This is a genomic window from Mycobacterium sp., from assembly GCF_032161845.1.
Lineage (GTDB): Bacteria > Actinomycetota > Actinomycetes > Mycobacteriales > Mycobacteriaceae > Mycobacterium.
In genome coordinates this window covers 1-24,992 of record NZ_JAVRQA010000039.1, presented here as the reverse complement: position 1 = coordinate 24,992, position 24,992 = coordinate 1, and the positions used below count along the sequence as shown (strand labels likewise).

At 66.3% G+C, this 24,992-nt stretch carries 24 protein-coding genes and 2 tRNA genes; 11 read left to right on the top strand and 15 right to left on the bottom strand.

The annotated features are described in order from the left end of the window. The first annotated feature begins 3 nt into the window (after positions 1-3). The gene (locus tag QOD90_RS02505) at positions 4-2,505 is read left to right on the top strand and encodes an ABC transporter permease (protein ID WP_526346346.1); all 2,502 of its coding nucleotides are present in this window, start codon (positions 4-6) and stop codon (positions 2,503-2,505) included. 3 nt (positions 2,506-2,508) lie between these two features. On the opposite strand, the gene QOD90_RS02500 is transcribed toward QOD90_RS02505, so the two are convergent. From QOD90_RS02500 to QOD90_RS02490, 3 genes are all read right to left on the bottom strand, one after another. Beyond that, entirely contained in the window at positions 2,509-3,675 is a 1,167-nt protein-coding gene (locus QOD90_RS02500) for a hypothetical protein (RefSeq protein WP_526346344.1), read from the bottom strand. 65 nt (positions 3,676-3,740) lie between these two features. Further along, positions 3,741-4,721, bottom strand: coding sequence for an alpha/beta fold hydrolase (locus tag QOD90_RS02495; RefSeq protein WP_526346342.1), 981 nt, complete (start codon positions 4,719-4,721; stop codon positions 3,741-3,743). A 275-nt stretch (positions 4,722-4,996) separates the two neighbouring features. After that, entirely contained in the window at positions 4,997-5,698 is a 702-nt protein-coding gene (locus QOD90_RS02490) for an SDR family oxidoreductase (RefSeq protein WP_526346340.1), read from the bottom strand. Positions 5,699-6,537: 839 nt separating this feature from the next. Here QOD90_RS02490 and QOD90_RS02485 point away from each other — a divergent pair. Then, positions 6,538-8,172 carry a fatty acyl-AMP ligase gene (locus QOD90_RS02485; RefSeq protein WP_526346338.1) on the top strand — a complete coding sequence of 545 codons (1,635 nt, stop codon included), beginning with the start codon at positions 6,538-6,540 and terminating at the stop codon, positions 8,170-8,172. On the opposite strand, the gene QOD90_RS02480 is transcribed toward QOD90_RS02485, so the two are convergent. Next, positions 8,165-8,557, bottom strand: coding sequence for a DUF5994 family protein (locus QOD90_RS02480; protein WP_526346336.1), 393 nt, complete (start codon positions 8,555-8,557; stop codon positions 8,165-8,167). The two genes, QOD90_RS02485 and QOD90_RS02480, sit on opposite strands and share 8 nt — an antisense overlap. A gap of 186 nt (positions 8,558-8,743) precedes the next feature. Between QOD90_RS02480 and QOD90_RS02475 the strand changes: the two genes are divergently transcribed. Then, positions 8,744-9,499, top strand: coding sequence for an enoyl-CoA hydratase (locus tag QOD90_RS02475; protein ID WP_526346334.1), 756 nt, complete (start codon positions 8,744-8,746; stop codon positions 9,497-9,499). 3 nt (positions 9,500-9,502) lie between these two features. Here QOD90_RS02475 and QOD90_RS02470 read toward each other — a convergent pair whose 3' ends face one another. The 5 genes from QOD90_RS02470 to QOD90_RS02450 are packed head-to-tail and all read right to left on the bottom strand — an operon-like array spanning position 9,503 to position 15,571. After that, positions 9,503-10,315: an HpcH/HpaI aldolase/citrate lyase family protein gene (locus QOD90_RS02470; protein WP_526346332.1), complete on the bottom strand. Its 813-nt coding sequence runs from the start codon at positions 10,313-10,315 to the stop codon at positions 9,503-9,505. After that, complete coding sequence (locus QOD90_RS02465) at positions 10,315-10,815, bottom strand: MaoC family dehydratase (RefSeq protein WP_526346330.1); 501 nt, start codon at positions 10,813-10,815, stop codon at positions 10,315-10,317. The genes QOD90_RS02470 and QOD90_RS02465 overlap by 1 nt, the downstream gene beginning before the upstream one ends. Beyond that, positions 10,812-11,972, bottom strand: coding sequence for an acyl-CoA dehydrogenase family protein (locus tag QOD90_RS02460; protein WP_526346328.1), 1,161 nt, complete (start codon positions 11,970-11,972; stop codon positions 10,812-10,814). Before QOD90_RS02460 ends, QOD90_RS02465 begins: the two co-directional genes overlap by 4 nt. Continuing rightward, on the bottom strand, positions 11,965-14,016 hold the full coding sequence (locus QOD90_RS02455) for an acetyl/propionyl/methylcrotonyl-CoA carboxylase subunit alpha (RefSeq protein WP_526346326.1): 2,052 nt from the start codon (positions 14,014-14,016) through the stop codon (positions 11,965-11,967). Before QOD90_RS02455 ends, QOD90_RS02460 begins: the two co-directional genes overlap by 8 nt. Before the next feature lie 4 nt (positions 14,017-14,020). Further along, on the bottom strand, positions 14,021-15,571 hold the full coding sequence (locus QOD90_RS02450; protein ID WP_526346324.1) for a carboxyl transferase domain-containing protein: 1,551 nt from the start codon (positions 15,569-15,571) through the stop codon (positions 14,021-14,023). Positions 15,572-15,661: 90 nt separating this feature from the next. Between QOD90_RS02450 and QOD90_RS02445 the strand changes: the two genes are divergently transcribed. Then, positions 15,662-16,279 (top strand): SACE_7040 family transcriptional regulator, encoded by a 618-nt coding sequence (locus QOD90_RS02445; RefSeq protein WP_526346322.1) that lies wholly within the window; start codon positions 15,662-15,664, stop codon positions 16,277-16,279. Here the strand turns inward: QOD90_RS02445 and QOD90_RS02440 are convergent. Together QOD90_RS02440 and QOD90_RS02435 are read right to left on the bottom strand one after the other, a co-directional pair. Continuing rightward, entirely contained in the window at positions 16,276-16,431 is a 156-nt protein-coding gene (locus QOD90_RS02440) for a DUF6131 family protein (RefSeq protein WP_526346320.1), read from the bottom strand. The genes QOD90_RS02445 and QOD90_RS02440 overlap by 4 nt on opposite strands. A 23-nt stretch (positions 16,432-16,454) precedes the next feature. After that, complete coding sequence (locus QOD90_RS02435) at positions 16,455-16,670, bottom strand: hypothetical protein (protein WP_526346318.1); 216 nt, start codon at positions 16,668-16,670, stop codon at positions 16,455-16,457. Positions 16,671-16,824: 154 nt separating this feature from the next. On the opposite strand from QOD90_RS02435, the gene QOD90_RS02430 reads away from it, so the two are divergent. Beyond that, positions 16,825-17,589: an MmpS family transport accessory protein gene (locus tag QOD90_RS02430; RefSeq protein ID WP_526346316.1), complete on the top strand. Its 765-nt coding sequence runs from the start codon at positions 16,825-16,827 to the stop codon at positions 17,587-17,589. Here QOD90_RS02430 and QOD90_RS02425 read toward each other — a convergent pair. Further along, positions 17,586-18,890 carry an MFS transporter gene (locus QOD90_RS02425; RefSeq protein WP_526346314.1) on the bottom strand — a complete coding sequence of 435 codons (1,305 nt, stop codon included), beginning with the start codon at positions 18,888-18,890 and terminating at the stop codon, positions 17,586-17,588. The genes QOD90_RS02430 and QOD90_RS02425 overlap by 4 nt on opposite strands. A 32-nt stretch (positions 18,891-18,922) precedes the next feature. On the opposite strand from QOD90_RS02425, the gene cmrA reads away from it, so the two are divergent. After that, complete coding sequence (gene cmrA / locus QOD90_RS02420; protein WP_526346312.1) at positions 18,923-19,729, top strand: mycolate reductase; 807 nt, start codon at positions 18,923-18,925, stop codon at positions 19,727-19,729. A gap of 5 nt (positions 19,730-19,734) precedes the next feature. On the opposite strand, the gene QOD90_RS02415 is transcribed toward cmrA, so the two are convergent. Further along, entirely contained in the window at positions 19,735-21,309 is a 1,575-nt protein-coding gene (locus QOD90_RS02415) for a helicase HerA-like domain-containing protein (protein WP_526346310.1), read from the bottom strand. Between the two features lie 93 nt (positions 21,310-21,402). Here QOD90_RS02415 and orn point away from each other — a divergent pair, with 93 nt between their 5' ends. Further along, positions 21,403-22,050, top strand: coding sequence for an oligoribonuclease (gene orn / locus QOD90_RS02410; RefSeq protein ID WP_526346308.1), 648 nt, complete (start codon positions 21,403-21,405; stop codon positions 22,048-22,050). A 43-nt stretch (positions 22,051-22,093) separates the two neighbouring features. Continuing rightward, positions 22,094-22,167, top strand: a tRNA-His gene (locus QOD90_RS02405). A 71-nt stretch (positions 22,168-22,238) separates the two neighbouring features. Here QOD90_RS02405 and QOD90_RS02400 read toward each other — a convergent pair. Next, the gene (locus QOD90_RS02400) at positions 22,239-23,462 is read right to left on the bottom strand and encodes an Ig-like domain-containing protein (RefSeq protein ID WP_526346306.1); all 1,224 of its coding nucleotides are present in this window, start codon (positions 23,460-23,462) and stop codon (positions 22,239-22,241) included. 157 nt (positions 23,463-23,619) lie between these two features. On the opposite strand from QOD90_RS02400, the gene QOD90_RS02395 reads away from it, so the two are divergent. Both QOD90_RS02395 and QOD90_RS02390 read left to right on the top strand, forming a co-directional pair. Continuing rightward, positions 23,620-23,695: transfer RNA gene (locus tag QOD90_RS02395), tRNA-Lys, on the top strand. Positions 23,696-24,048: 353 nt separating this feature from the next. After that, positions 24,049-24,222: a hypothetical protein gene (locus QOD90_RS02390; protein ID WP_526346304.1), complete on the top strand. Its 174-nt coding sequence runs from the start codon at positions 24,049-24,051 to the stop codon at positions 24,220-24,222. A 10-nt stretch (positions 24,223-24,232) separates the two neighbouring features. Here the strand turns inward: QOD90_RS02390 and QOD90_RS02385 are convergent, their stop codons facing one another. Beyond that, the gene (locus tag QOD90_RS02385; RefSeq protein WP_526346302.1) at positions 24,233-24,460 is read right to left on the bottom strand and encodes a DUF3618 domain-containing protein; all 228 of its coding nucleotides are present in this window, start codon (positions 24,458-24,460) and stop codon (positions 24,233-24,235) included. Positions 24,461-24,567: 107 nt separating this feature from the next. Here QOD90_RS02385 and bcp point away from each other — a divergent pair. Next, positions 24,568-24,992: thioredoxin-dependent thiol peroxidase (gene bcp, locus QOD90_RS02380; protein WP_526346300.1), on the top strand; the 425-nt coding region annotated here is incomplete at its 3' end.

Genomic DNA, 24,992 nt, shown 5'->3' with positions numbered 1-24,992 from the left:
CCGGTGCCTCTTCCCGCCTTCAGCCGACTGAAGGTACTGAACGTCCGTGAACTGCGCACCCACTGGGGGCGGGCGGTCGCATCGATCGCGGTGGTCGCGGTGGCTGCGGCACTTCTCGTCTCGGTCCTCGGCGTGTCGGGGTCGATCACCGGCTCGATCGACCGGCTCGCCACCAGCATCGGTGGCGACGCCGACCTCGAGGTCTCCGGCATAACCGGTGACGGTGTCGACGACACCATGCTCGGCACCGTCAACGGCGTCGAAAACGTCTCCGCCGCTGTGCCACTCATCCGGACGCGAATCACCGCCGACGGCCAACCGGCCCTTCTGATCGGGCTTGCCCAAAATGCCTCCGAACTGCACTCCGACCTCCAGGCCGCCATTCAGGACCAGCTCGGAGCCGGGACGCCGGTGACATCGGCGCCCAACGGCGTCATCGTGGGTGGCGGCCTCGGGATCGCCAAGGGCGCGCAGTTCCAGGTGTCGGGCTCGACGACGGTGACGGCGATGGCCGTGGTCGACGGTCGGGCCGCCCGCCGCCTGAACGACGCCCACTTCGTGATAGCGCCGCTCGCACTCGCGCAACGTATTTCGGGCCGAGAACACCGCCTCGACTCGATCCTGCTGTTCACCAAGCCGGATGCGGACGTGGCCAAGGTTCGCACTGCCGTTACGGCCGCACTCGACGGACGGGCAGTTGTCGCGACGCCGAGTTTCCGTGCCGCACAGGCAAGTAGCTCGTTCGCCATCCTGCAGGCGATGACGCTGTTGGCTGCCTCGGTCTCGCTGGTGGTGGCCGCCTTTCTGAGCTACAACGCCATGAGCATCGCGATCGCAGCGCGGCGACCCGTCATCTCGACGATGCGGGCACTCGGTGGTCGCAGGCGAATGATCATGTCCGACATGCTCGCCGAGGCCGCGCTGGTGGGCTTCCTCGGCGGTGTCACCGGATCCGTGTTGGGAATCGTCATCGGCTACCTCGCCATCGGGAAACTACCGTCGACGATGGTGCAGACGCTCGATGCCCGCCTCGAGTACGTGCTGCCGATGTGGGTAGTGCCGCTTGCCGTGACGGCGTGCGTCGCCGCCAGCCTGACCGCTTCGGCGCTGGCCGCGCGACAGGTCCACGGAGTGGCTCCGATCGAGGCCTTGGCACCCGGCGGCGCGGCGACCTCTGAACCTGGTTCGCGTCGGCTCAGGACTATCGCAGGCATTGCCGGGACGTCCCTCCTGACCGTCACCGTCCTCGTCGTCACCGCCGATCTTGGGCAGCTCGCCATCGCATCGATCGCGTTGTCGTTCATCGGCTTCAGCGCACTGTGCTTCGCCTTCTCCGGACCCATCATCGCGGCCGCGGCGGCGGTCGCGCGTCGATTCGGGGCGGCGGGGGTGCTTGGCGCGGCCACCATCGAACGCGCGCCACGGCGCATGTGGGTCGCGATGATGACGGTGTTGACCGCGGTCGTCACGACCGTCGCGGTCACCGGTGCCACCACCAACGCGGTCGACTCGACGGTCGCGTCCTTCGCCTCGATCGCCAAGGCCGACGTGTGGGTTAGTTCGGCCGCCGCGACCGACTACTCGTCGGCACTCCTCCCGCCGGAGACAGCGGCCAACGTCGCCGCCGTTCCCGGCGTGCAACGCGTCGTACCGGATCAGATGGCCTTCGCCACGGTGGGCGACACCCGCGTGATGCTCCTCGGCGTCGCCGCGGATTCACATCGGGACATCTACACGTCGTTGGCGCCGCGGGACCGCCAGGAACTACTTGCCGGTGAAGGTGTCGCGTTGTCGCGCGACCTCGGTAAGTCGATGAAAGTCGTTGCGGGCGATCATATCACGCTGCAGACACCCACGGGCCAGCGCACCGTGCGCGTGCTGGCGCTCGTTCCGTACTTCTCCGGGATGACGGGCACGATCGCCATGAGCCTGGATGCGATGCAGGGCTGGTTCGTCCGCCCCGGAGCCAGCGATCTGGAGATCACCGTCGCCCCCGGCGCCGACCCAGCCTCGGTGGAGGCCGCCATCCGCAAGGTCGTCTCGTCCGAGAGCTTCGTCTACTCGGGCGCCGAGGCGCTCGACGGCGTGGCCAGCGCGCTGGACCAGGTAATCGCAGTCATCACCATCATTGCGTGGATCGTCGTCGTGGTTTCGGCTGTCACACTGCTGAATACGCTGATGCTGTCGGTCCTGGACCGACGGCGCGAGATCGGTGTGCTGCGCGCCATCGGAGCGACCAGGAGCTTCACGCTGAAGGCCATCCTTGCCGAGGCGGCGGGAATCGGCATCGTTGGTGGGTTGCTGGGCCTCGTCCTTGGCGCCGCCATCCAATACCTGACGTCCATCGCGTTGACCAACGTGCTCAGCATCGACGTTGCGTGGCGGCCCAACCCGTCGATGATCTTCATCGGCCTTGGCGCGTTGGCGATCTGCTTGCTCGGATCCGTCCCGCCGGCGTTGCGCGCGGCACGTCTCAACATCGTCGAAGCGGTCAGCGTCGACTGATCGTCAGCGGGTGAACCAGGCGAACCAGTCGCGGGTCGACGGATCCAGATAGTGCCGCGGAGACACCTTCTCGTCGGGGAACAGCTTGAAGCTCTGCGGCGCGCCTCTGGGCTGGGGATGGAAGTAGGCCCCGCTCACCCAGTCCGGGTTGATGTCGAGTTCCATGCCGCGGACGACGCCCGCATCCTGCAGAATGCGCCCCAGTGTGCAGACCGACAATGCCGGACCTGCCGCGTAGACCTCGACTCCGCTTGCCGTGACACCGAATCCGGAGCGGTGAATGAAGGCGGTCTGCCCGATGGTGGTCCCCCACTCCTTCGTACCTCCGGTCGCGCAGGTTTGGTTGAGCTCGCCGCCGTCGACCAGGGGAACGAGGTTCTGCCTGACGCTGACGACGTCGGGCGTCATCCGCACCTCCTTGTTCCAGCTACCGACGTCCGCCGTGCCGTTGGCCTGCAGCACCATGCTGGCCTCGCCGTCGATCAGCCGTGAGACGGTGCGCCCCTGGCTGTAGTAGCCGGGATGGCTTGGATCGGTCAGCCGGAATCCGCCGTTGAATGCGACGGCGACACTGCGCATTTCGTCGGACGTCAGCGAGGACGACGCGCGCCAGGTACCTCCCGGGTCGGTGGTGCCAGGGCGCAGTTCACCCCGCACCAGGGCGGGGTCCATGCGCAGCACACCCACGACGAACGAGGTGTGTTGACCATCGGGACGCAGTGCCGCCACCTGAACGGCAGGCTTGCCACGAACGCTCACCACGGTGTGCCAGCTGCCCTCATCGGGCAAGGGGGACGTCCCACCCAGCGGCGCGAGCGGCGCGGTGGACAACGTCGCCGAGGCGGCGGCCTGCGGCACCACACCGGCGGCAGCGGGGATGCCACCGACCGGCTGCCCACCGATCGCAGGCTGATTGCGTAGGTACATCTCCTTCTCGAGCCAGGTCACCTCGGAGTTGAAGCCGTGGCTGCGGCCCCACTCGGCGAGCTTGGCCGCGATGCCGTCCGTCCCGGGAACGCGCAACGCGTCGACGACGCACCCGCCGATGACTACCGCGGCAACGATGGTCATCGCGAGCACGATGCGGGGCCAGCGCCGGCGCCGCCGCACGCGGTGCGACGTGGGCGCCACGCCGCGCGGCGGATCGTCGCGCTCGAGCACGCTGACCACGGATGCCCCCTGCCACCTCGCCGCCTGCCGACGATTCCTTCAGTCGAGGTTGCCAGGGCTCCCTGCTAGTTCGCTGATGGAGTGGTGTGAACGAACTCCGCGACGATGCGCCCGAGTTCTTCGCCCCGTTGCTCCTGGACGAAGTGGCCTGCTCCCTCGATCGTCACGTGGTTCTGTCCGCGGGCGCCTGGCACCTTCCGCTGGAACACGCGGTCCCAGCCTTGGGTGGCGGGATCCCCGTCGGAGTAGGCGGTGAGGAATGGCTTCTGCCACTGCTCGAGCACCGCCATGGTGGCGCGGCCGATGGCAGCACCGGGGTCGTTGCGCGTGAGCGGAATCAGGGCGATGAGTTGACGCAGGCCCGCCTTGAAGGAACGGTCCGGGAACGGCGCGTCGTACGCCGCCAGCACGTCCTTGGGCAGCGGACCCGCGACCGCATCGAGGAAGAAGCTCGGCACGATGTCCGGCGCTCGTTGGTAGAACGCTAAGTAGTCGAGAAGTGTCTCCTGCAACATCATTCGACCGGTGCCCACCCCGTGGTGCGCCCAGGTGAGCTCGCCCTCCAGCGCGGGATCGCACGTGTGCAGGATGGTGTTGGTGGCCACGATGCGGGCGAAGCGGTCCGGATCGCGGGCCAACACACTCAGCCCGAGCGGCCCGCCCCAGTCCTGAACGACGAGCGTGACGTCGTGCAGGTCCAAGCCCGAGACGAGACCGTGCAGCCAGTCGACGTGCCTCGCGAACGTGTAATCGGTTGGCTCCGTGAGCTTGTCGGAGCGTCCGTAACCGATGTTGTCGGGCGCCACGACCCGCAGGCCGGCCTCGGCCAGGACGCCGATCACCTTCCGGTACAGGTACGACCACGTTGGTTGACCGTGCATGAGCAGGACCACCGGCCCGTCCGCGGGCCCAACGTCCACGTAATGCATTCGGAGAGCGTCGATCCCCTGGCCGACGCCCCCGGGCTCGACCTGAACGTAGTTCGGCGGGAAGGGGTAGTCGGGCAGGTTCGCGAACCGCTCGTCCGGCGTTCTCAGGACGCCCATCGGGAGCCACCTTCAGTCACCGGAGAATCATGACACCGGCCGGCGAGTGGCACCCGCGATTCGTCGGTGGTTGGCGCAATACTGGTGGCACGTCCGAATGGAGGCCCACCGATGACATACGACACCAGGCCCGGCTTTCCCTACGGTGCGCAGCCAAACCCCACGCCGATGACCCGCAGGCCGCCGCGCAATCCCTACGGCGGTACGCCGCGGCCGCGCGAGAGTCGACGGCCTGGCTAGGTTCGAAAGCCGCAGGCGGTAGCCGACGCGGGAACTTACCTCGCAAGCTGTGGGTAGAGGCCCGCCACGCCGTTGGAGAGGCCGGCTTGAACTCCGCGGCTGGTGTCGTCGGCGAGCACCTCGTAGTCCCCGGCCGCGACGGCATCGATGGCGAGGGCGGCGACGTCGGCCGGGTTGGCCTTGGGCGCGTCCATACCCGCCGCCATGTCGGTCTCCATTAGGCCCACGTGGAGTGCGGTGACCACGACCCCGCGGTCGACCAACTCGGCGCGGACCGCATTCGTCATCGACCAGGCCGCCGACTTCGAGGCGCAGTATCCGCCGAGGGCCGGGAAGCTCACCCACGACAGCACGGACAACACGTTGAGAATCCCGCCACCACCGTTGCCTGTGATCACCGGTGCGAACGCCCGAACCATGGACAGCGTGCCGAAGTAGTTCGTCTCCATCTCCCGGTGCGCGCCATCGAGGTCTGCCGTGAGCAGATTCGAGCCGGTGTCGATTCCGGCATTGTTGATCAGCAGCGTCACATCACCGGCAGCCTCCACCGCGGCAGCCACTGACGCTGGATCGGTGATGTCGACCTCCAGTGGGATGGCACCGTCGACGTCGACCGAGTCTGGGTTGCGCGCGCCGGCGTACACCTTTGCACCGCGCTGGAGAAGTTGAGTGGCGAACTGGCGACCGAGCCCGCGGTTCGCGCCCGTGACGAGGGCAGTGGCGTTGGAGATGTCCATCCGATCATCCTGCACCTTGAGGGCGCGGAGCGCCGCGACTCCCGGCAAGGTGGGCCGGATCCACTCGACAACGGGCTGCGCGTCGCCACACCCACCGATCGCCACAAGCGACGTATTCCCTTGCCGCACAGAGTTTTCGGTTTCGGTGCAGGGCGCTTCTCGGAGCGTGAGCGATGTGCTCGGTGGGCGTGTTGACTAGGGGCCGTTCGATTGTGAACATCAAAGCGCCCGTTTCACCGTGCGGCAGTCTTCCGTTGCGCCCCATTACTTTTTGATCACTGCGCGGCGCGGCGCGGCATGTCGTGTCAGTGCGCGGTCGAACATGGGGTTACGACGAAGACCTCGTCCACCCGAAGCCGACCCGAAATCAGGCGCAATGTGACGACGTGTGCAGATCTCCGCGAACATCGCGAGGCGCCTCCGATGTCGTTGATTATGCAACTTTTCTCCGCGAACCTGCAGTTCAGCGACCATGCTGGACAACGGTCGGGCACGGATTCAAGATCGATGACCGCTACGGCCGGACATCGAGCAACCGATCACGGTTGCCGCCCCGAAATTAACCCTGTTGACAGCGAGGCGTCGATCGTCCTCAGATCGCCGCGCCAGGTCTCGATTCAGGGGTTCAGTCTGTACAGTCAGTGCGTCCGACCAACCAGCAGGAGTTCGCGCTTCGCCCTTCATCGGCGCGCGATGTCCATGATTGCTTCATCCGTGCTGCCGACGCGGCAATGGCGCCAAGTCCCGCTCAGCCTCTTGAAGGTGCTCGACAGAGGGACGATAGTTCGAAAATCACGTCTTGTATCACCGCGAACGCGCCAGAGCCCGAAAGGACTTTCGTGAGTAGTTTCACCGAGACCATGTTCGCCAACGCGAGCACCAGTCGCAACGGAATGACCACAGGAGATCCTGGCACGCCGGTTCGGCACACCTGGAAAGAGGTGTACGAGCGCGCACGTCGCATCGCAGGCGGGCTCGAAGCCGCAGGCATCGAGCATGGTGACGCCGTTGCCGTTCTGGCAGGCGCCCCGGTGGAGATCGCTCCCACTGCTCAAGGCATCTGGATGCGCGGCGCGAGCCTGACCATGCTTCACCAGCCCACGCCGCGCACAGACCTGCAGCGATGGGCGCAGGAGACCATGGACGTCATCGGGATGATCGAGGCGAAGGTCGTCATCGTGTCCGACCCGTTCATGCCTGCGGCACCCGTGTTGGTCGAGCGTGGAATCAGCGTGCTGACCGTCGAGCAACTACTTGCCCACGATCCGATCGACCCCGTGGACACCGACGACGACGATCTTGCCCTGATGCAGCTGACCTCAGGATCCACCGGCTTTCCGAAGGCCGTGTGCATCTCGCACGCGAACATCGTGGCCAATGCCGAAGCCATGTTCGTTGGCGCCCACTTCGATACCCACACCGACGTGATCGTCAGCTGGCTGCCCTGTTTTCACGACATGGGGATGACCGGCTTCCTGACCGTGCCCATGTACTTCGGCGCCGAACTGGTCAAGGTCACACCGATGGACTTCCTCGGCGACATCCTGCTGTGGGCCAAGCTGATCGACAAGTACAAGGGCACCATGACCGCGGCGCCCAACTTCGCCTACAACCTCTTCGCCAAGCGACTGCGCAGGCAGGCCACCGAAGGGCAGTTCGATCTGTCGTCGCTGCGCTGGGCGCTCTCCGGCGCCGAACAGGTGGACCCGGCCGACGTCGAAGACCTATGCGAAGCCGGTGCTCGCTTCGGGTTGAGGCCGGACGCGATCGTGCCTGCCTACGGCATGGCCGAGACGACGGTGGCGGTGTCGTTCACCGAGTGCAATGCGGGCATGGTCGTCGACGAGGTCGACGCCGATCTGCTGGCGGTCCTCCATCGCGCCGTGCCCGCCACGAAGGGCAATACCCGCCGTCTGGTTGCGTTGGGCCAGCCCATCGACGGACTGGAGGTCCGCATCGTCGGCGAGGACGACACCATACTTCCCTCCCGCGCGGTGGGGGTCATCCAGGTGCGCGGCAAGTCGGTCACCAGGGGCTACATCACGATGGCCGGCTTCATCGGGGCCCAGGACAAGGCGGGCTGGTACGACACCGGCGACATGGGATACCTCACCGAGGTCGGCGACATCGTCGTCTGCGGCAGGGTGAAGGACGTCATCATCATGGCTGGCAAGAACATCTACCCCACCGACATCGAGCGCGCCGCCACCAGAGTGCCCGGCGTGCGTCCCGGCTGCTCGGTCGCAGTGCGACTCAACGCGGGCCTGTCGCGTGAAACATTCGCCGTCGCAGTCGAATCGAACGACTTCGCCGACGTCGAGGAAGTCCGCCGGATCGAGCGTCAGGTGGCACACGAGGTCTTCGCCGACGTCGACGTGCGGCCCCGCAACGTCGTCGTGCTCCAGCCGGGCGTCATCCCGAAGACGCCGTCGGGAAAGCTGCGGCGCGCGCACGCATTGGCCCTCGTCAACTAGGACCTCGCGCCGCGTCGATGATCTCCGCGGCGGTGCGAAAGAGCGGCGTGTCCTGATGAGCGGCAGTCAGAGGCAGGCCAGCCGCGATCCGCAGTAGCAGGCCCGCCAGGGTGCCCGGTGTCAAGCTCGGGATGATCAGCAGGTTGGCGCTGGCGTTTCGACCCTTGACGGCCATGAGGTGCTGGTGCTTGTTCTGCCAATGCCGCGAATTCAGGTCAGGCAAGCTCTCGGACAACGACCAGTTGACCGAGATGTCGACTACTTCGCCGAGCCGGCCATGCAGAACGCCGACGAGCTCGGGAAGCTCCCTGGCCAGCTGGTTTGAGTGGGGCCACCACGCGCCGTCGACCCGCCGGCCAAGCGCACTACCCAGGGTGAGGCGCACGGGGCTCGCCGTTCGTCGTGACGGCGCGGTGGTCACGCTGCGGCTGTCGACGTCGATGCGCAGAGGTTGGGGGCCATCACGTGCGATCCTTCGCGATTGAGGAAGGCCGTCGGGCGAGCGAAGCGGCTCACCAATGAGCCTACGCATGTCGTCCAGGAGCGGCTTCGGTTCCACTACCCTCTACCCGTGGCTGATCTCGTACTGACGCAGGTCGTGGACCGCGTCGCACTCATCACCGTCAACGATCCCGACCGTCGCAACGCCGTCACCGCCGACATGTCCGCGGCCCTGCGGGCGGCCGTCGATTCGGCTGAGAACGACGCGGGTGTCCACGCGGTCATCGTCACCGGGGCCGGGAAGGCCTTCTGCGCCGGGGCTGACCTGACGGCCCTCGGAGCGGCCGCCGACGAGGGCCTGCGGGTGATCTACGACGGCTTCCTCGCCGTGGCGAACTGTTCCTTGCCGACGATCGCTGCAGTCAACGGGGCCGCGGTCGGTGCGGGGCTGAACCTGGCGCTGGCCGCCGACGTCAGGATCTCCGGTCCGGCAGCGTTGTTCGATCCGAGATTTCAGAAGCTCGGCATCCACCCCGGGGGCGGCGCCACGTGGATGCTGCAGCGGGCGGTGGGACCACAGGTCGCGCGCGCATCGCTGTTGTTCGGGATGCGCTTCGACGCGGAGGCATCGGTGCGCTACGGGTTGGCATTACGGGTCGCCGACGACCCCGTCGCCGCTGCACGTGAACTGGCGATGGGTCCCGCGTCCGCGCCGCGTGACGTCGTCATCGCGACGAAGGCCTCCATGCGCGCGACCGCCAACCCGGGAGTCGTCGACTCCGACCAGCACCGGATGGCGGTCGACGTCGAAATCGGTCCGCAAGCGGCGTCAATCGAATCGCCCGACTTCGCAGCCCGATTGGCAGCCGCGCAGCGGCGCTCGTAGCCGCTAGGCGTCTGGCGCGAGCTGGACGATCCGCTGCGCGCGGCGCAACACCGGCATGTCCACCATCTGACCGTCGAACTGAAAGACGCCCCGCTCCGCACGCGCCGCGGCGAGCACGTCGTGCGCCCAACGCACCTGTTGGTCGGTCGGAGCGTAGCCAGCCCTGATCACCGCGACCTGCGTCGGATGGATGGCCACCTTTGCGTCGAACCCGACGGCCACCGCATCGTCGGTCTCGGCCCGCAACCCGTCGAGGTTCTTGATGTCGAGGTACACCGAGTCCAGCGCCATCTTCCCGTATGCCTTGGCGGCCAGAAGGCTTTGGGAGCGAACGTGTTTGGCGACGTCGCGATAGCTACCGTCGGTGTGGCGGTTGGCCGTGCCGCCGAGCACGGCGAACAGGTCTTCGGCGCCCCACATCACGGCGACGGCGTTGTCGACCCGCGCCAGATCGGCGACCGACAGTGCGGCCAAGGGGGTTTCGATGAGCACCACCACGTCGAGCGGCGCCAATGAGCGCACCTGTTCGGGAGTCTCGGTCTTCGCCAGCATCACCGTGGTGTACTCGGTTCCCCTGAGGGCCTCGACGTCGAGCGCGTGGTCGGGGGTGTCAACGGGATTGACCCGCACCACCGTACGGGCCGGGTCCAGCGGGGTGTCGATCAACGCCCTTCTTGCGGCGTCGCGATCCTTGGCCGCGACACCGTCCTCGAGGTCGAGGATGACGACGTCAGCGGCAGCAGCGGCCTTCGCGAAGCGTTCGGGTCGGTCGGCGGGGCAGAACAGCCACCCAGGCCCATCGTTGCCAAGCGCCATCAGTTCACACCGCCCGTCTCGCTCGCAGGAAGCTTGCGCACCATGGTCTTTCGTGACGCCGTCGCGACGACGTCACCGTGTTGGTTGCGGCCGACGTGGGAGAACGTGACGATGCCTTCCCCCGGGCGGCTCTTCGACTCACGCTTGTCGGTGATCTCGGTCTCGGCGTAGAGGGTGTCACCGTGGAACATCGGCTTGGGAAATGCCACGTCACTGAAGCCGAGGTTGCCGACGATGGTGCCCTGGGTCAGCTGGGCCACCGACAGTCCGACGAGAGTCGACAGCGTGAACATCGAATTGACCAGCCGCTGATTGAACGGCGGCAGCGCGTCAGCGAAGGCAGCATCCAGATGCAACGCCTGCGTGTTCATGGTCAGCGTGGTGAACAGCACGTTGTCGGCCTCGGTGATGGTGCGACCGGGGCGGTGCTGGTACAGCACGCCGGTCTCGAACTCCTCGAACCACAGCCCGCGCTGAACTATCACCCGCTTGTCGCTCACAGGCCGACCTCCCGCGCGATCAGCATGAGCTGGACTTCCGTCGTACCCTCGCCGATTTCGAGGATCTTGCTGTCACGGTAGTGACGCGCGACCGGGTACTCGTTCATGAAGCCGTAGCCGCCAAAGACCTGCGTGGCGTCGCGGGCGTTGTCCATGGCGGCTTCGCTGGCCACCAGCTTGGCGATCGATGCAGCCTTCTTGAAGGGCTTGCCCGCCAACATGAGTGCGGCGGCGTCGTAGTAGGCGGTGCGGGCGGTGTGGGCGCGGGCCTCCATGCGCGCGATCTTGAACGCGACCGCCTGGTAGGTTCCGATCGCGACGCCGAACGCCTCGCGTTCCTTGGCGTACTTGACACATTCGTCGACGCAGCCCTGCGCGACACCGACGGATAGCGCGGCGATCGCGATCCGGCCCTCATCGAGGATGCGCAGGAAGTTCGCATAGCCGCGACCCTGCTCACCCAGCAGGTTCTCCTGCGGCACCCGCACGTCGTCGAAGCTCAACGGGTGGGTGTCCGACGCGTTCCAGCCGACCTTGTCATACGCCGGTTCTGCGGTGAATCCCGCGGTGGGGACCGGCACCAAGATCGACGAGATCTGCTTGCGCCCATCGGTTTCCCCGGTCACGGCGGTCACGGTGACCAGCTTGGTGATGTCGGTGCCCGAGTTCGTGATGAACTGCTTGGAGCCGTTTATCACCCAGTGCCCGTCGTCGAGCTTCGCGGTCGTCCTGGTGGCGCCCGCATCGGTGCCACCACCAGCTTCGGTCAAACCGAAGGCACCGAGCGCCTTGCCGCTGGCCAGCAGTGGTAACCACTCCTCTTTCTGCGCGTCGTTGCCGAAGCGGTACACGGGCATGGCACCGAGCGATACGCCGGCCTCCAACGTGATCGCGACGCTCTGGTCGACCTTGCCGAGTTCCTCTAGGGCCAGACACAGCGCGAAGTAGTCACCGCCCATGCCGCCGTACTCCTCGGGGAACGGCAGCCCGAACAATCCCATGTCGGCCATCCCCGAAACGACCTCGTAGGGGAACGAGTGCTCGGCGTCGTGCTTGGCCGACACCGGGGCGACGACGGTCCTGGCGAAGTCGCGGACGGTCTTGGCGAGCTGCTCGTAGTGATCCGGCAGCGTGCCGGTGGACAAAAAGTCACTCATGATTGGGCTCCTCGGTTTTGGCTTCCATGGCATTGCCGGCACCGCCGGCGGTGATCCGGGCCAACGTTTGGCCCACCTTGACTTGGTCGCCGACGGCGACGAATAGTTCGACGACACCGTCGACGGGCGCGGACAGTGCATGTTCCATCTTCATGGCCTCGACGGTGACCACGGTCGTCCCCGCGGTGACGGTCGCCCCGTCCGCCGGGCCGATGGCGACCACCGATCCTGGCATGGGGCTGACGAGTTCGGCGTCGCCGCTGTGTTCCTCGTCGGGGCGGACGGGCGCCTCGCGTACCTCTTCGATCGCGGTCGTCCGCCCGTTGCCCGACAGCCAGATCGTCCCGTCGGCGGCGGCGGTGACGTACTCGGTGCGCAGCCCATCGATGGTGACGACCAGATCGCGGCCGACCAATTTAGCTGACAGCGTATGGATTTCGCCGTCCTCGATGCGGGCGGTGGCCGCATCGGGGGTACCACTGAGGTGGACGTGATCGGTGCGTTCGCCCGCGCGCAGCCGGAACGTGCTTGGCGCTCGCTCTCCGACCCGCCAGCCCGACGGTACGGCCCAGAGGTCCCCCGGCGCGGAGGGCCACAGTGCCAGCCAGCGGCGGGCGGCGGCGGTGATCAGTTCCTCGTCGCTGGCCTGGATCCCGACGTAGTCCGGGGTGCGACGGTCGAGCAGCCCGGTATCGAGTCGACCCGCGGCGACGTCGGGGTCTGCGAGCAGAAAGCGCAGGAAGTCGATGTTGGTGGTCACACCGAGCACCGCGGTGTCGGCCAGGGCGCGATCGAGCGCCTTCAGCGCCGACGGCCGGTCCTCGGCGTGAGTGATGATCTTGGCGAGCATCGGGTCGTAGTCGCTGCCCACCACGGTGCCCGGGTAGATGCCTGAATCAACTCTTGCGGTGCGTGATTCGACGATGTCGAGCACCGTCCCACCCGTCGGAAGGAAGTCTCGCGCCGGGTCCTCGGCGTACACCCGAGCTTCGATGGCGTGGCCCGACATGGTGACGTCGTCCTGCGTCAACGGCAGCGTCTCTCCTGCCGCGATGCGCACCTGCAGCTCGACGAGGTCGACACCGGTCACCAGTTCGGTGACCGGATGCTCGACCTGCAGCCGCGTGTTCATCTCCATGAAGAAGAACTCGTCGGGGCGGTCAGCGGAGACGATGAACTCGACGGTGCCCGCCCCGGAGTAGTCGACGCTGCGGGCGGTGTCGCACGCCGCGGCACCGATCCTGGCGCGAGTGGCCGGGTCGAGCAGCGGCGACGGTGCTTCTTCGATGACCTTCTGGTGACGGCGCTGCAGACTGCACTCGCGTTCACCGAAGTGCACCACGTTGCCCTTCCCTGGGCCGATCCCGTCGGCGACGACCTGGACCTCGATGTGCCTGGGGTTCAACACGAACCGCTCGAGGAACAGCGTGTCGTCACCGAAGGCGGAGGCGGCCTCACGGCGCGCGGAGACTAGGGCGGCCGGCAGCTCGGAGGCCTGGTGCACCACCCGCATGCCCTTGCCGCCACCACCTGCGGACGGCTTGACGAGGACGGGGAAGCCGACCTCTGGCGCACCGCCGATCAGATCGTCATCGGTGAGGCCGGGCCGGGAAATGCCTGGCACCACGGGTACGCCGAACGCCGACACGGCCGCCTTGGCCGCGATCTTGTCGCCCATGGTCTGAATCGCCGTCACCGGTGGCCCGATGAACGCGACGCCTGCTCGCTGCAGCGCCTGCGCGAATTCGGCATTCTCCGAGAGGAATCCGTAGCCGGGGTGGACCGCATTGGCTCCCGTGCGCCGAATTGCATCGAGGAGCGCGTCGATGCAGAGATAGCTTTGCCGGGCCGGCGCGGGCCCGATGCGGACGGCGACGTCAGCCTCGGCGACGTGCCGAGCCCCCGCGTCGGCGTCACTGTAGACCGCGGCGGAGCGAATTCCCATGGCCCGCAACGTGCGGATGACCCGCACGGCGATCTCTCCGCGGTTGGCAACCAGCACGGTGTCGAAACTCCGCGCGGTCTTGGAAGTCGTAGAGGTCACGGGGTCACATCCTGAAGACGCCGTAGGACACGGGCTCGAGAGGAGCCTGTGCCACGACTGAGAGGGCCAGGCCGACAACCGTTCTGGTGTCGGCAGGGTCGATGACACCGTCATCCCAGAGCCGTGCCGTGGAGTAGTACGGGTTGCCCTGGTGTTCGTACTGTTCGCGAATGGGGGCCTTGAACGCTTCTTCTTCCTCGGGAGTCATCTCGCCGCGAACGGTAGCCAGCACCGAGGCGGCCTGTTCGCCACCCATCACCGAGATTCGCGCGTTCGGCCACATCCAGAGGAAGCGAGGCGAATACGCGCGCCCACACATCGAGTAGTTGCCAGCACCATATGACCCGCCGATGACGACGGTCAGTTTGGGTACCCGCGCGCACGCGACGGCGGTCACCATCTTTGCGCCGTGCTTGGCGATGCCGCCCGCCTCGTAATCGCGACCGACCATGAAGCCGGCGATGTTCTGCAGGAACAGCAGCGGTGTGGAGCGCTTGTCGCACAGCTCGATGAAATGCGCTCCCTTTACCGCTGATTCGCCGAAGAGAACGCCGTTGTTGGCCACGATCCCGACGGGGTGACCATGGATTCGGGCGAACCCGGTGACGAGGGTGGTGCCATACTCGGCCTTGAACTCGGCGAACTCGCCACCGTCGACGATGCGGGTGATGACCTCATGCACGTCGTAGGACACCCGCGAGTCGATGGGCACGACGTCGTAGAGCTCGCTCTGATCGGCGACGGCGTCGACCGTCGGCCGGACGTCCCACGGAGCCGGCGTCCGCGGCCCCAGCGTGGCGACGATGTTCCGCACGATCCGCAGCGCGTCGCGATCGTCGTGTGCGAGATGGTCGGTGACGCCCGAGACCTTCGAGTGCAGGTCACCGCCGCCAAGCTCCTCGGCCGTCACCACCTCGCCGGTGGCGGCCTTCACCAGCGGCGGCCCGCCAAGGAAGATCGTGCCCTGATTGCGCACGATCACGGCCTCATCGCTCATGGCGGGCACGTAGGCGCCGCCCGCGGTGCAGGATCCGAGCACGGCGGCGATCTGCGGGATGCCCTGCGCGCTGAGGTTGGCCTGGTTGAAGAAGATCCGGCCGAAGTGTTCGCGATCGGGGAAGACCTCGTCCTGCCGCGGCAGGAAGGCCCCGCCGGAGTCGACGAGATAGAGGCACGGCAGCCGGTTCTGGGCCGCAACCTCTTGTGCGCGAAGGTGTTTCTTCACGGTGATCGGGTAGTAGGTACCACCCTTGACCGTCGCGTCGTTGGCCACGATCAGGCATTCCCGACCCGATACCCGGCCGATGCCCGTGATCATCCCCGCGCCGGGGCACTCGTCGTCGTACATGCCGTCGGCGGCCAGCGGTGCCAATTCCAGGAACGGGCTACCCGGATCGAGCAGTCCGTCGACTCGGTCGCGCGGCAATAGCTTGCCCCGGCTGACGTGACGCTCGCGCGCGCGTTCGGAGCCGCCACGTGCGGCGACGGCGAGCTTCTCGCGCAACCGTTCCACCAACGCGAGGTGTTGGTCGCGATGAGATACGAGCGCTGCCATGCCCACCCGTTTCATTTGAGTTAATGATGACTAACTGGTGGTATGTTAGTGAGCATTAACCGAAATGTCTACAGGCACTAGGGGGCGGAAATGGTGGAGACGTCACCGCCGGTCCCGACGACGACGCGCCGCAGCAAGGCCAAGTCAGATCGCCGCTCGCAGCTCATCGCCGCCGCCGAGCGGCTCGTCGCGGAACACGGGTACCTGGCCGTTCGTCTCGAGGACATCGGCGCGGCCGCCGGGGTGACCGGGCCCGCCATCTACCGCCACTTCCCCAATAAGGAAGCACTGCTGGTCGAACTGCTGGTCGGGATCAGCACCCGACTGCTGGCAGGTGCCACCGACGTCGTCGCAGGCACCGACGACCCAGCCGTCGCGCTCGACCGCCTGATCGACTTCCACCTCGACTTCGTCTTCACCGAGCCCGACTTGATTCGAATTCAGGACCGCGACCTCGCGCACCTCCCCGTCGCGGCGAAGCGCCAGGTGCGACGCGCTCAGCGCCAGTACGTCGAAACCTGGGTCGACGTCCTGCGTCGACTGTCGGGCGACCTCGACGAAAGCGATGCCCGGCTGATGGCACACGCGACCTTCGGGTTACTCAACTCCACCCCGCACAGCGTTAGGCCCGGCGCGGTGCGCGACTCGTCCCGTGCCGTGCTGAGGTCGATGACCCTGGCCGCGCTCGCCTCTGCCCGACACGCCTAGTACCAGACGCGCCTGCCGCCGACCGCGTGCCCGGCCGCACCGAGCAGCCAGAAGATGGCTCCGATGACCAAGGCCACGACGCCGACATAGGTCAGAATCGGCACGCCGAAGATCAAGCCAAGAACGAGAAGAATGACGCCGATGGCAATCATGGTGACTCCTTTGAACGGGTTGGTTACTGGCTGGGTTGCGGCACGTTGACGTTGCAGTTCGCCACCTTGGGATTCGCACCCGCATAGTTCAGTGGCCCGGCGACCACCGTGAGAGCGATGGTTCCTGCTGTTGCGCAATTGGTTTCAGCGGTCTTGAAGTAGTCCCGTTGATACGCGGCGAAGACCCCGATGAGCAACCAGACGAGCACGATCGTGCCGATGATTCCGCTTCCTCGCATGCTGGACCTCCATGTCACTGTCCGCCCGTGCGGCGTCGCTAGGGTTTACCCAGCCGACAATTGCGATAAACCCCGCAACGGTGAACCATCGCGACCCGATCGGACCTGGCAGGCCGGGTCGCCAGCGCAGGTACCCTGCAGACATGAGGTGGACATGACCGATCCATCAAGCCGTGACGGGTGGGACCAGGAACATCCCGGTACCTACAACTACCCCGCCTTTCCCGGCTCGCCGTACGGCCAGCAGGCGCCGTACCCATCGGCGTACCCGGCGCCCGCCGCGCCCCAGCCCACCGAGCAACTTCCGGCATATTCGCCATACGGGTACAACCCGTACGCAACGGGGCAGTACGGTCCGCCGAACCAGCCGCCGCCCGAGCCGCCGAAGCCGGGTGGTCCCAACCCGCGGCGCTGGCTCTGGATACTGGCGGCCATCGCGCTTCTGATCGTCCTCGGGCTGGTCATCGGACTGGTGATCGTCAACAGCTCGCAACAGAACACGGTGGTGGCGCCCCCACAGACGCCAATCGAGCCGACCATGACGGCGCCGTCGACGACGTCTCGCACGCCCACTACGACGCGAACCACCACCACCGCGCCGACGACTACGCCCGGAATCGCCCCGCCCGATCAGACGGACCCGAGCGACACGCACACCGTCGTCTACACGGTCGAAGGCGAGGGCCGCGCGATCAGCATCCTGTACCTCGACAGCGGCGGCGTTCTACAGACCGAGTTCAACGTTCTGCTGCCGTGGACCAAGGAGGTTCAGCTCGCAGGGGCGGCCAACAGCTCCGCGAGCGTCAGCATCGTCAACGTCGGCCGGGAACTCACCTGCTCGATCACCATCGACGGCACCGAAACCCAACGAAACACCGGTACGGGCTTGACGTTGTGCACGTCATTGGGGACCCGCTAGCGCGAACGGGTCGGCACCCGCACGCCCAGAATCGCCACCAGTCCCAGCACCAGCACGGTGACCAACCCGCCGAGGCCGGCGCGGTCGGAGCCGAAGACGTCGATGTAGGTGAAGAACAGCAGCGGCGCCAGGAACGAGGCGGCCCGGCCCGTCGTCGTGTAAAGGCCGAAGGCCACGCCCTCCTTGCCCTCCGTCGACATCCGCATCATCATCGTTCGCGCCGACGACTGGGTGGGGCCGACGAACAGACACAGCAACAGCCCGCAGATCCAGAACGCCACGACACCGGACTGGGTCAATAGCACGATGCCCACCACGACCATCGACATCAGCGAGCCGACGATCACCGGTTTGGACCCGATGCGGTCATCCAGCAGACCTCCGACGACGGCGCCGATCGCCGCGATCACACACGCGCAGACACCGAACAGCAAGACCTCGGCGGGCGACACCCCGTACACCGTCACGCCGACCACAGCCCCGAACGAGAACACCCCCGTCAAGCCGTCGCGGAAGATGGCACTGGCAAACAGGTAGTACACGACGTGATGGTCGCGCCGCCACTCCCCCTTCACCTCCAGCCACAGCGCCCGGTAGGCACCGAACACTCCCACGGCCGGCGGGCGATCTTCGGTGTCAATGACTTTCGACGTGATCAGCAAAGGCAGCGCGAACAACGCAAACCACGCGGCGGTCAAAAGCATTGCAGCTCGGACGTTCTGACCGTCGTCGTGAGGCAGTGACAGCGCGCCCCGGGTGTCGCCGTCACCCTCGATGAAACCGAGGTACACGACGAGCAGCAGCATGACGCTGCCGAAGTAGCCTGCTGCCGAACCGAATCCGGACACCCGGCCCGACGTCTCCGGGGTCGACAGCTGTCGCAGCATCGCGTTGTACGGCACCGTGGACAGATCGCTGAACGCAGCGGTGCACGCGAGCAGCACCAATCCCGGCCACAGGTAGTGGTAGTCGGCGCGGATGAGGCTCATGACCGACGTCAGCGCCACGACCACCCCCGTCAGGATGGCCAGTACGGTGCGGCGGCGGTGCGGTGCGTCGACGAGAACACCCGTGGCCGGTGCGAGCAGCGCGACGAACAACCCCGCGATCGTCAACACCCGGCCAAGCCAACTCGCGGGCGTCGTCGCCCCCGGCAGCCCCGCCCCGACCTGTTCGGTCAGATACACCGAGTAGACGAACGTAACGACGATCGCGTTCACACCGGTGGCGCCGCAGTCCCACAACGCCCACGCCACGACGGGAAGTCGCCCCGCGGTTCTGGTCCCCGCGGGGTTGGTCATGACCGCACTCTATTGGTACCTACGATTGGGCCATGTCCGTACCCGCTCCCAGTCCCGACGCGCGCGCCGTCGTCACCGGCGCCTCCCAGAACATCGGTGAGGCATTGGCCACCGAGCTCGCCGCCCGTGGACACCACCTGATCGTCACCGCCCGCCGCGAAGACGTGCTGACGGGGCTGGCGAGCCGACTGACCGACCGCTATGGCGTCACCGTCGAGGTGCGCCCGGTCGATCTGGTGGACCCCACCCAACGCGCCGAACTCTGCACCGAACTCGCGCAGCGCAACGTGTCCATCCTGTGCGCCAACGCAGGCACGGCCACGTTCGGCCCGGTCGCCAACCTCGACGTCGAAGGCGAGAAGGCGCAGGTTCAGCTCAACGTGCTCGGCGTCCACGACCTGGTGCTGGCCGTGCTGCCGGGGATGGTCGCACGACGTGCGGGCGGCATCCTGATCTCCGGCTCGGCGGCGGGCAACTCCCCGATTCCGAACAATGCGACCTATGCGGCGTCCAAGGCCTTCGTGAACACGTTCAGCGAGTCGCTGCGCGGCGAAGTCAAGCCGCTCGGCATCCACGTCACCGTGCTGGCACCCGGGCCGGTACGCACCGAGCTGCCGAATCCCGACGAGCAGTCACTCGTCGAGAAGCTGATCCCCGACTTCCTCTGGATCTCCACCGAGCACACCGCGAAGTTGTCGTTGGATGGCCTGGCGCGCAACAAGATGCGCGTCGTCCCCGGGGTTACGTCCAAGGCGATGTCGGTGGCCAGCGGATACGCCCCGCGATCCATCGTCACGCCGATCGTCGGCGCGGTCTACAAGAAGCTCGGTGGCGACTAGCTCGCTCAGCGGCGCCGACGCGTGCCGGTGCCGAACACGCTGCGGGTGATCTCCCGTCCGGCGACGGTAGCCGCCGACCGGATGAAGCTCTTGAAGGCGGAGCTCTGAATCACTTCCTCGACCATGCTGGGGCCTTCCGGCGCGGGCGTCGAGATCTTCCCACTCCCTGATGCGCTGGCCAGCCCGCCGCCAGAGACGGGTGGCGGCGGGGCCTCTGGTGGCGCCACCTTGGCGTTGAGTCGCTCGTAGGCGGACTCCCGGTCGATGGTCTGGCCGTACTCGGCTTGCAGGGGGGACGCCTTCGCCGCGGCGCTGATCGCGTCGGGACCGATGGTGTCCATCAGTGAGCGCGGAGCCCGCATCCTGGTCCACGCCACCGGCGTCGGCGCGCCCCTCTCGGAGAGCACGGTGACGATCGCCTCGCCGATGCCCAGTGACGTCAGCGCCTCCTCGAGGTCGTAGACGGTGGTCTTCGGGTACGTGCGCACCGTCTTCGTCAGCGCCTTCTGATCATCGGGGGTGAAGGCGCGCAACGCGTGCTGCACGCGAGCACCCAGCTGAGACAACACGTTATTGGGCACGTCGGTGGGCAACTGCGTGCAGAAGAACACGCCGACGCCCTTGGAACGGATGAGCTTGACGGTCTGCTCGACCTGCTCGAGGAACGCCTTGGACGCATCGTTGAACAGCAGGTGCGCCTCGTCGAAGAAGAACACCAGCTTCGGCTTGTCGACGTCACCGACCTCCGGCAGCGTGGTGAACAGATCTGCCAGCACCCACATCAGGAACGTCGAGAACATGACCGGCCGAGCCGCCTGGGCGCCCAGCTCCAACAGCGTGATGACACCGCGACCCTGCGCGTCGAATCGCATCAAGTCCTTTGGTTCGAGCTCCGGTTCACCGAAGAAGGTGTCGGCGCCCTCCGCCTCGAGGTTGACCAGGGCACGCAGGATGACACCCGCGGTGGTCGGCGACACCGCACCGAGTTCCTTGAGCTCCGGCTTGCCCTCATCACTGGTCAGGAACTGGATCACCGAGCGCAGGTCCTTGAGGTCGAGCAGGGAGAACCCCTTCTGGTCTGCCCAGTGGAAGATCAGGCCGAGGGTCGACTCTTGAGTCGCGTTGAGCCCAAGCACCTTCGACAGCAGAATCGGCCCAAAGCTGGTGATGGTGGCACGGACCGGGACGCCGATGCCCGTGGTGCCCAGCGACAGGAACTCCACCGGGAACGCGGTCGGCGTCCAGCTGTCGCCCGTGTCGGCGGCCCGTTGGGTGGTCTTGTCCCCCGGCGTGCCTGGGCGCGACAGCCCCGACAGATCGCCCTTGACGTCGGCCATGACCACCGGCACCCCGGCGGCCGAGAGTTGTTCGGCGAGCACCTGCAGCGACTTCGTCTTGCCGGTACCCGTGGCCCCAGCGACGAGACCGTGACGGTTGACGGTGGCCAGCGGAATCCGGACCTGCGCGGTCGGGTCGGCGACGCCGTCCACGACCACGGAGCCCAGCTCGAGGGCCTGTCCTTCGACGGCATAACCAGCAGCAATCTGTTGCGCGGGGGTGGCAGTCGCTTCTGTACTCATGCGGGCGACACTACTGGGCGGGCCTCGATCGAGCAGGGGGTTGGGGCCGCCCCAGACGGACCCTGTCGGGCTGTGCGAATACTGTTGATCGCTGTGCGTGACGAACTTGTATGGATCGACTGCGAGATGACGGGGCTCGACCTCAAGTCAGACCGACTCATCGAGATTGCAGTCCTGGTGACCGACGGCGAGCTCAACCTGCTGGGCGAGGGCCTCGACGTGGTGATCCACGCCGACGATGCGGCGCTCGCCGGAATGGTCGACGTGGTCGCGACGATGCACCGCAAGTCGGGGCTGACCGATGAGGTGCGGGCGTCCACCGTCGACGTGCCCACCGCTGAGGCGATGGTCCTCGACTACATCCGGGGACACGTCAAGCAGCCCAACACCGCGCCGCTGGCCGGCAATTCGATCGGCACTGACCGCGGCTTCATCGCACGGGACATGCCCGCATTGGACGACTTTCTGCACTACCGGATGATCGACGTCAGCTCGATCAAGGAGCTGTGCCGTCGCTGGTATCCGCGCATCTACTTCGGGCAGCCGGAGAAGGGCCTTGCGCACCGGGCACTCGCCGACATCCACGAGTCGATCCGCGAGTTGAAGTATTACCGCAGCACTGCTTTCGTGGCCGCCCCTGGACCCACGACCAGCGACATTGCCGCGGTCGCTGCGGAGCTCGGACCGCCCACCGAAGACTCGACGCAAATGGATTCGGCCGCAGACCGCCCGAGCGGTTAAGATCGGTAGCGCTGCAGTGCCCTCACGGGCAACGCAGTCATGGTGGCTGTAGTTCAGTTGGTAGAGCACCAGGTTGTGATCCTGGCTGTCGCGGGTTCGAGTCCCGTCAGTCAGCCAGCAGGTCGGAGGGCGTGTACGCCCTCCGACTTTCTGCTTTCTGGGTCACGCTGCGTTCTCGGTGGCGCTGGCTAGACGTTGGCGTTGCCGGCCTTCCACTGCTCCCAAGGGACGTTCCAGTCGCCGAGGCCGTCGGTACCCGGCAACACGGATCCGACGGTGTTGGAGACCTCGACGATGTCACCACGCTTGGTGTTCTCGTAGAACCACAGCGCATTGCTGGTGCTCACGTTGAGGCAGCCGTGGCTGACGTTGCTATAGCCCTGACTGCCGACCGACCACGGCGCCGCGTGGACGTAGATGCCGCTGTAGGACATTTGCGTGGCGTAGTCGACCTCGGTGCGGTAGCCGTTCGGCGAGTTCGACGGGACGCCGTAGGTCGAGGAGTCCATCACCATGTGCGAGAGCCGGTCACCGATGATGTAGGTGCCGTTGTTCGTCGGTGTGCTGCTCTTGCCCATCGAGATCGGCATGGTCCTGACGACCTCGCCATTGCGACGGACGGTCAGCGTCTTCGTGTCGTCGTCGGCGGTCGCGATGACCTCGTCACCGATGGTGAAGTGCGTCGTGACGTTCTCCTGGCCGAACAGCCCGTCGCCGAGATCGACGCCGTAGGTGTTCACGGCGACGTCGACCGTCGTCCCCGGCTTCCAGTAAGACGCTGGGCGCCAACGTACTTCGCGATTGCTGAGCCAGTAGAACGCGCCATCGACCGGAGGATTGGTCGTGACGGTGATCGCCTTCTCCGCGGCAAGCCGGTTCGGGACGTTCTCGTCGAACCGGACGGCGACGGGCTGGCCGACGCCAACCACCTCGCCGTCATTGGGAAGCAGGTAGGGCATCGTCAAGTTCTCGGGCGAATGCGTCTGGAAGGTCATCGAACGGCTCGTCACGCCGCCGAGCCCGAGTGACTGCGCGCTGAGCGTGTACTTCTTGTTGTAGCCAAGCGGCTCGGTGGTCATCCAGCGCAGACCGTCGGGGCTGAGCCGACCCGCGATCGTGGCGCCGCCGTCGTTGGTCATCGTGACGGCGCCGAGAACCCCGTCCTCCGCGCTGACCGTCACGGGTGAGTCGACCGTCACGCCCACCGCACCGTCGGTCACCGACGCGGTGAGCTTGGGGACGAGGAGGTCACCGAACGGCGTGCCCTTGTCGGTGATGGTCTGAGGCTGGGGCGCCGGGGCAGGCGTGCTGTTGCAGGCGCTGATGCCGAACACGACGGCGGGCACCAGGAGAACGACCCCCAGCCAGTTGCTCGTCCGACGTGGACGGGTCGCCGATTGGACCTGCCACATGCTCTAACACCTTCCGACCTGGTTCACACCGAATTCCCACCTACTTGCCAGTAGTGTAAGGGAATCCCACGACACGAGCGCCTCGGTTTTGCTGGCCCCCGCGCTTCGGACATTCGGATTTCACCCAGCGCCCAGAGGCTGTTATCGTCTCTCACGCGCGCCGTTAGCTCAGTTGGTAGAGCAGCTGACTCTTAATCAGCGGGTCCGGGGTTCGAAACCCTGACGGCGCACCACACAATCGGGTCGGCGACGGCCCGATTTTTTGGTTTCTGCACAAACGCCGACGACGTGGCTGAATGCAATCCGCGATTGGCAGCACCCGGATCCTTGGATAGCGACTGACGCTAGGGTAAATTATTACTCAGATTTACTAGCCCCAATGCCAGACGTGTGCTGAGATCCGCGCTGACCGCCTAGTTTTTGCGCCAACTACCTACGAAATCTGCGGCGGCGTCAGCTCCGACCTGGGATAACGTCGAGGTTTCAAGAACACGAAATCGGGTATTCACTGCTACCATCGTGTTAGCTACAGCTATAAGTATCGGTAACCGCTATGATTTCCCAGACAGGAACGAGGTCTTAGCTGATGTCCACCGCAGGTGCGGCCGCCTCGACTGTCGCGTCACCCCTCGCGGTTGACGGTGCCGACGGCGAGCAGCGCGTCGTGGTGGTCTACAACTGCACCAGGCTCGGCCTCACGGCCAACCCGCCCGGCTTCTCGTTCAAGAACTTCTTCCGCTTCGGCCGACGCCGCCGCTGACCTCCGCTTTTCAGCGGTTCCTGAACCGTCGAATCACGACCAGCACGATGACGGTGCCCAGCCCCGCGATCGATACCGCGACGACGGGCTTCTTCACGAACTGCACCACGCCTGCCTTGACGTCATCGGCGATCCGCGCGGGATTCGCCCGCTCGGCGAGGGCATCCACCGTGCTCGCGAGCTGCTCGCGCGCCACGTCGATGTCCTGCTTGATCTTGTCGGGATCCCGGTCGGCCACGTCAGCCCCTTCAATCGCGTTGCTGTCTTGGGGAATTACCCTAGAGCAGCCACGCGACAGCCATACGACCGCAGTCGTGCACCGGCCGACCGAAGGGACATTCACGCATGCCAACGACCCCCCGCCTCGCGGTGGGCGACAAGGCCCCCGCCTTCAGCCTGTCCGACGCCGACGGCAAGGCCGTCAAGCTCAGTGACTACAAGGGCCGCAAGGTCGTCGTCTACTTCTACCCTGCCGCGTCCACACCTGGCTGCACCAAGCAGGCCTGCGACTTTCGGGACAGTCTGACGGAGCTGAACGAGGCGGCCCTCGACGTCATCGGCATCTCCCCCGACAAGCCGGAGAAGCTCGCGAAGTTCCGCGACGCAGAGGGACTGACGTTCCCGCTGTTGTCCGATCCCGAGCGCAAGGTGCTCACCGAGTGGGGTGCCTTCGGCGAGAAGTCGATGTACGGCAAGACCGTTCAGGGCGTCATCCGTTCGACGTTCGTCGTCGACGAGAAGGGCAAGATCGAGGTCGCCCAGTACAACGT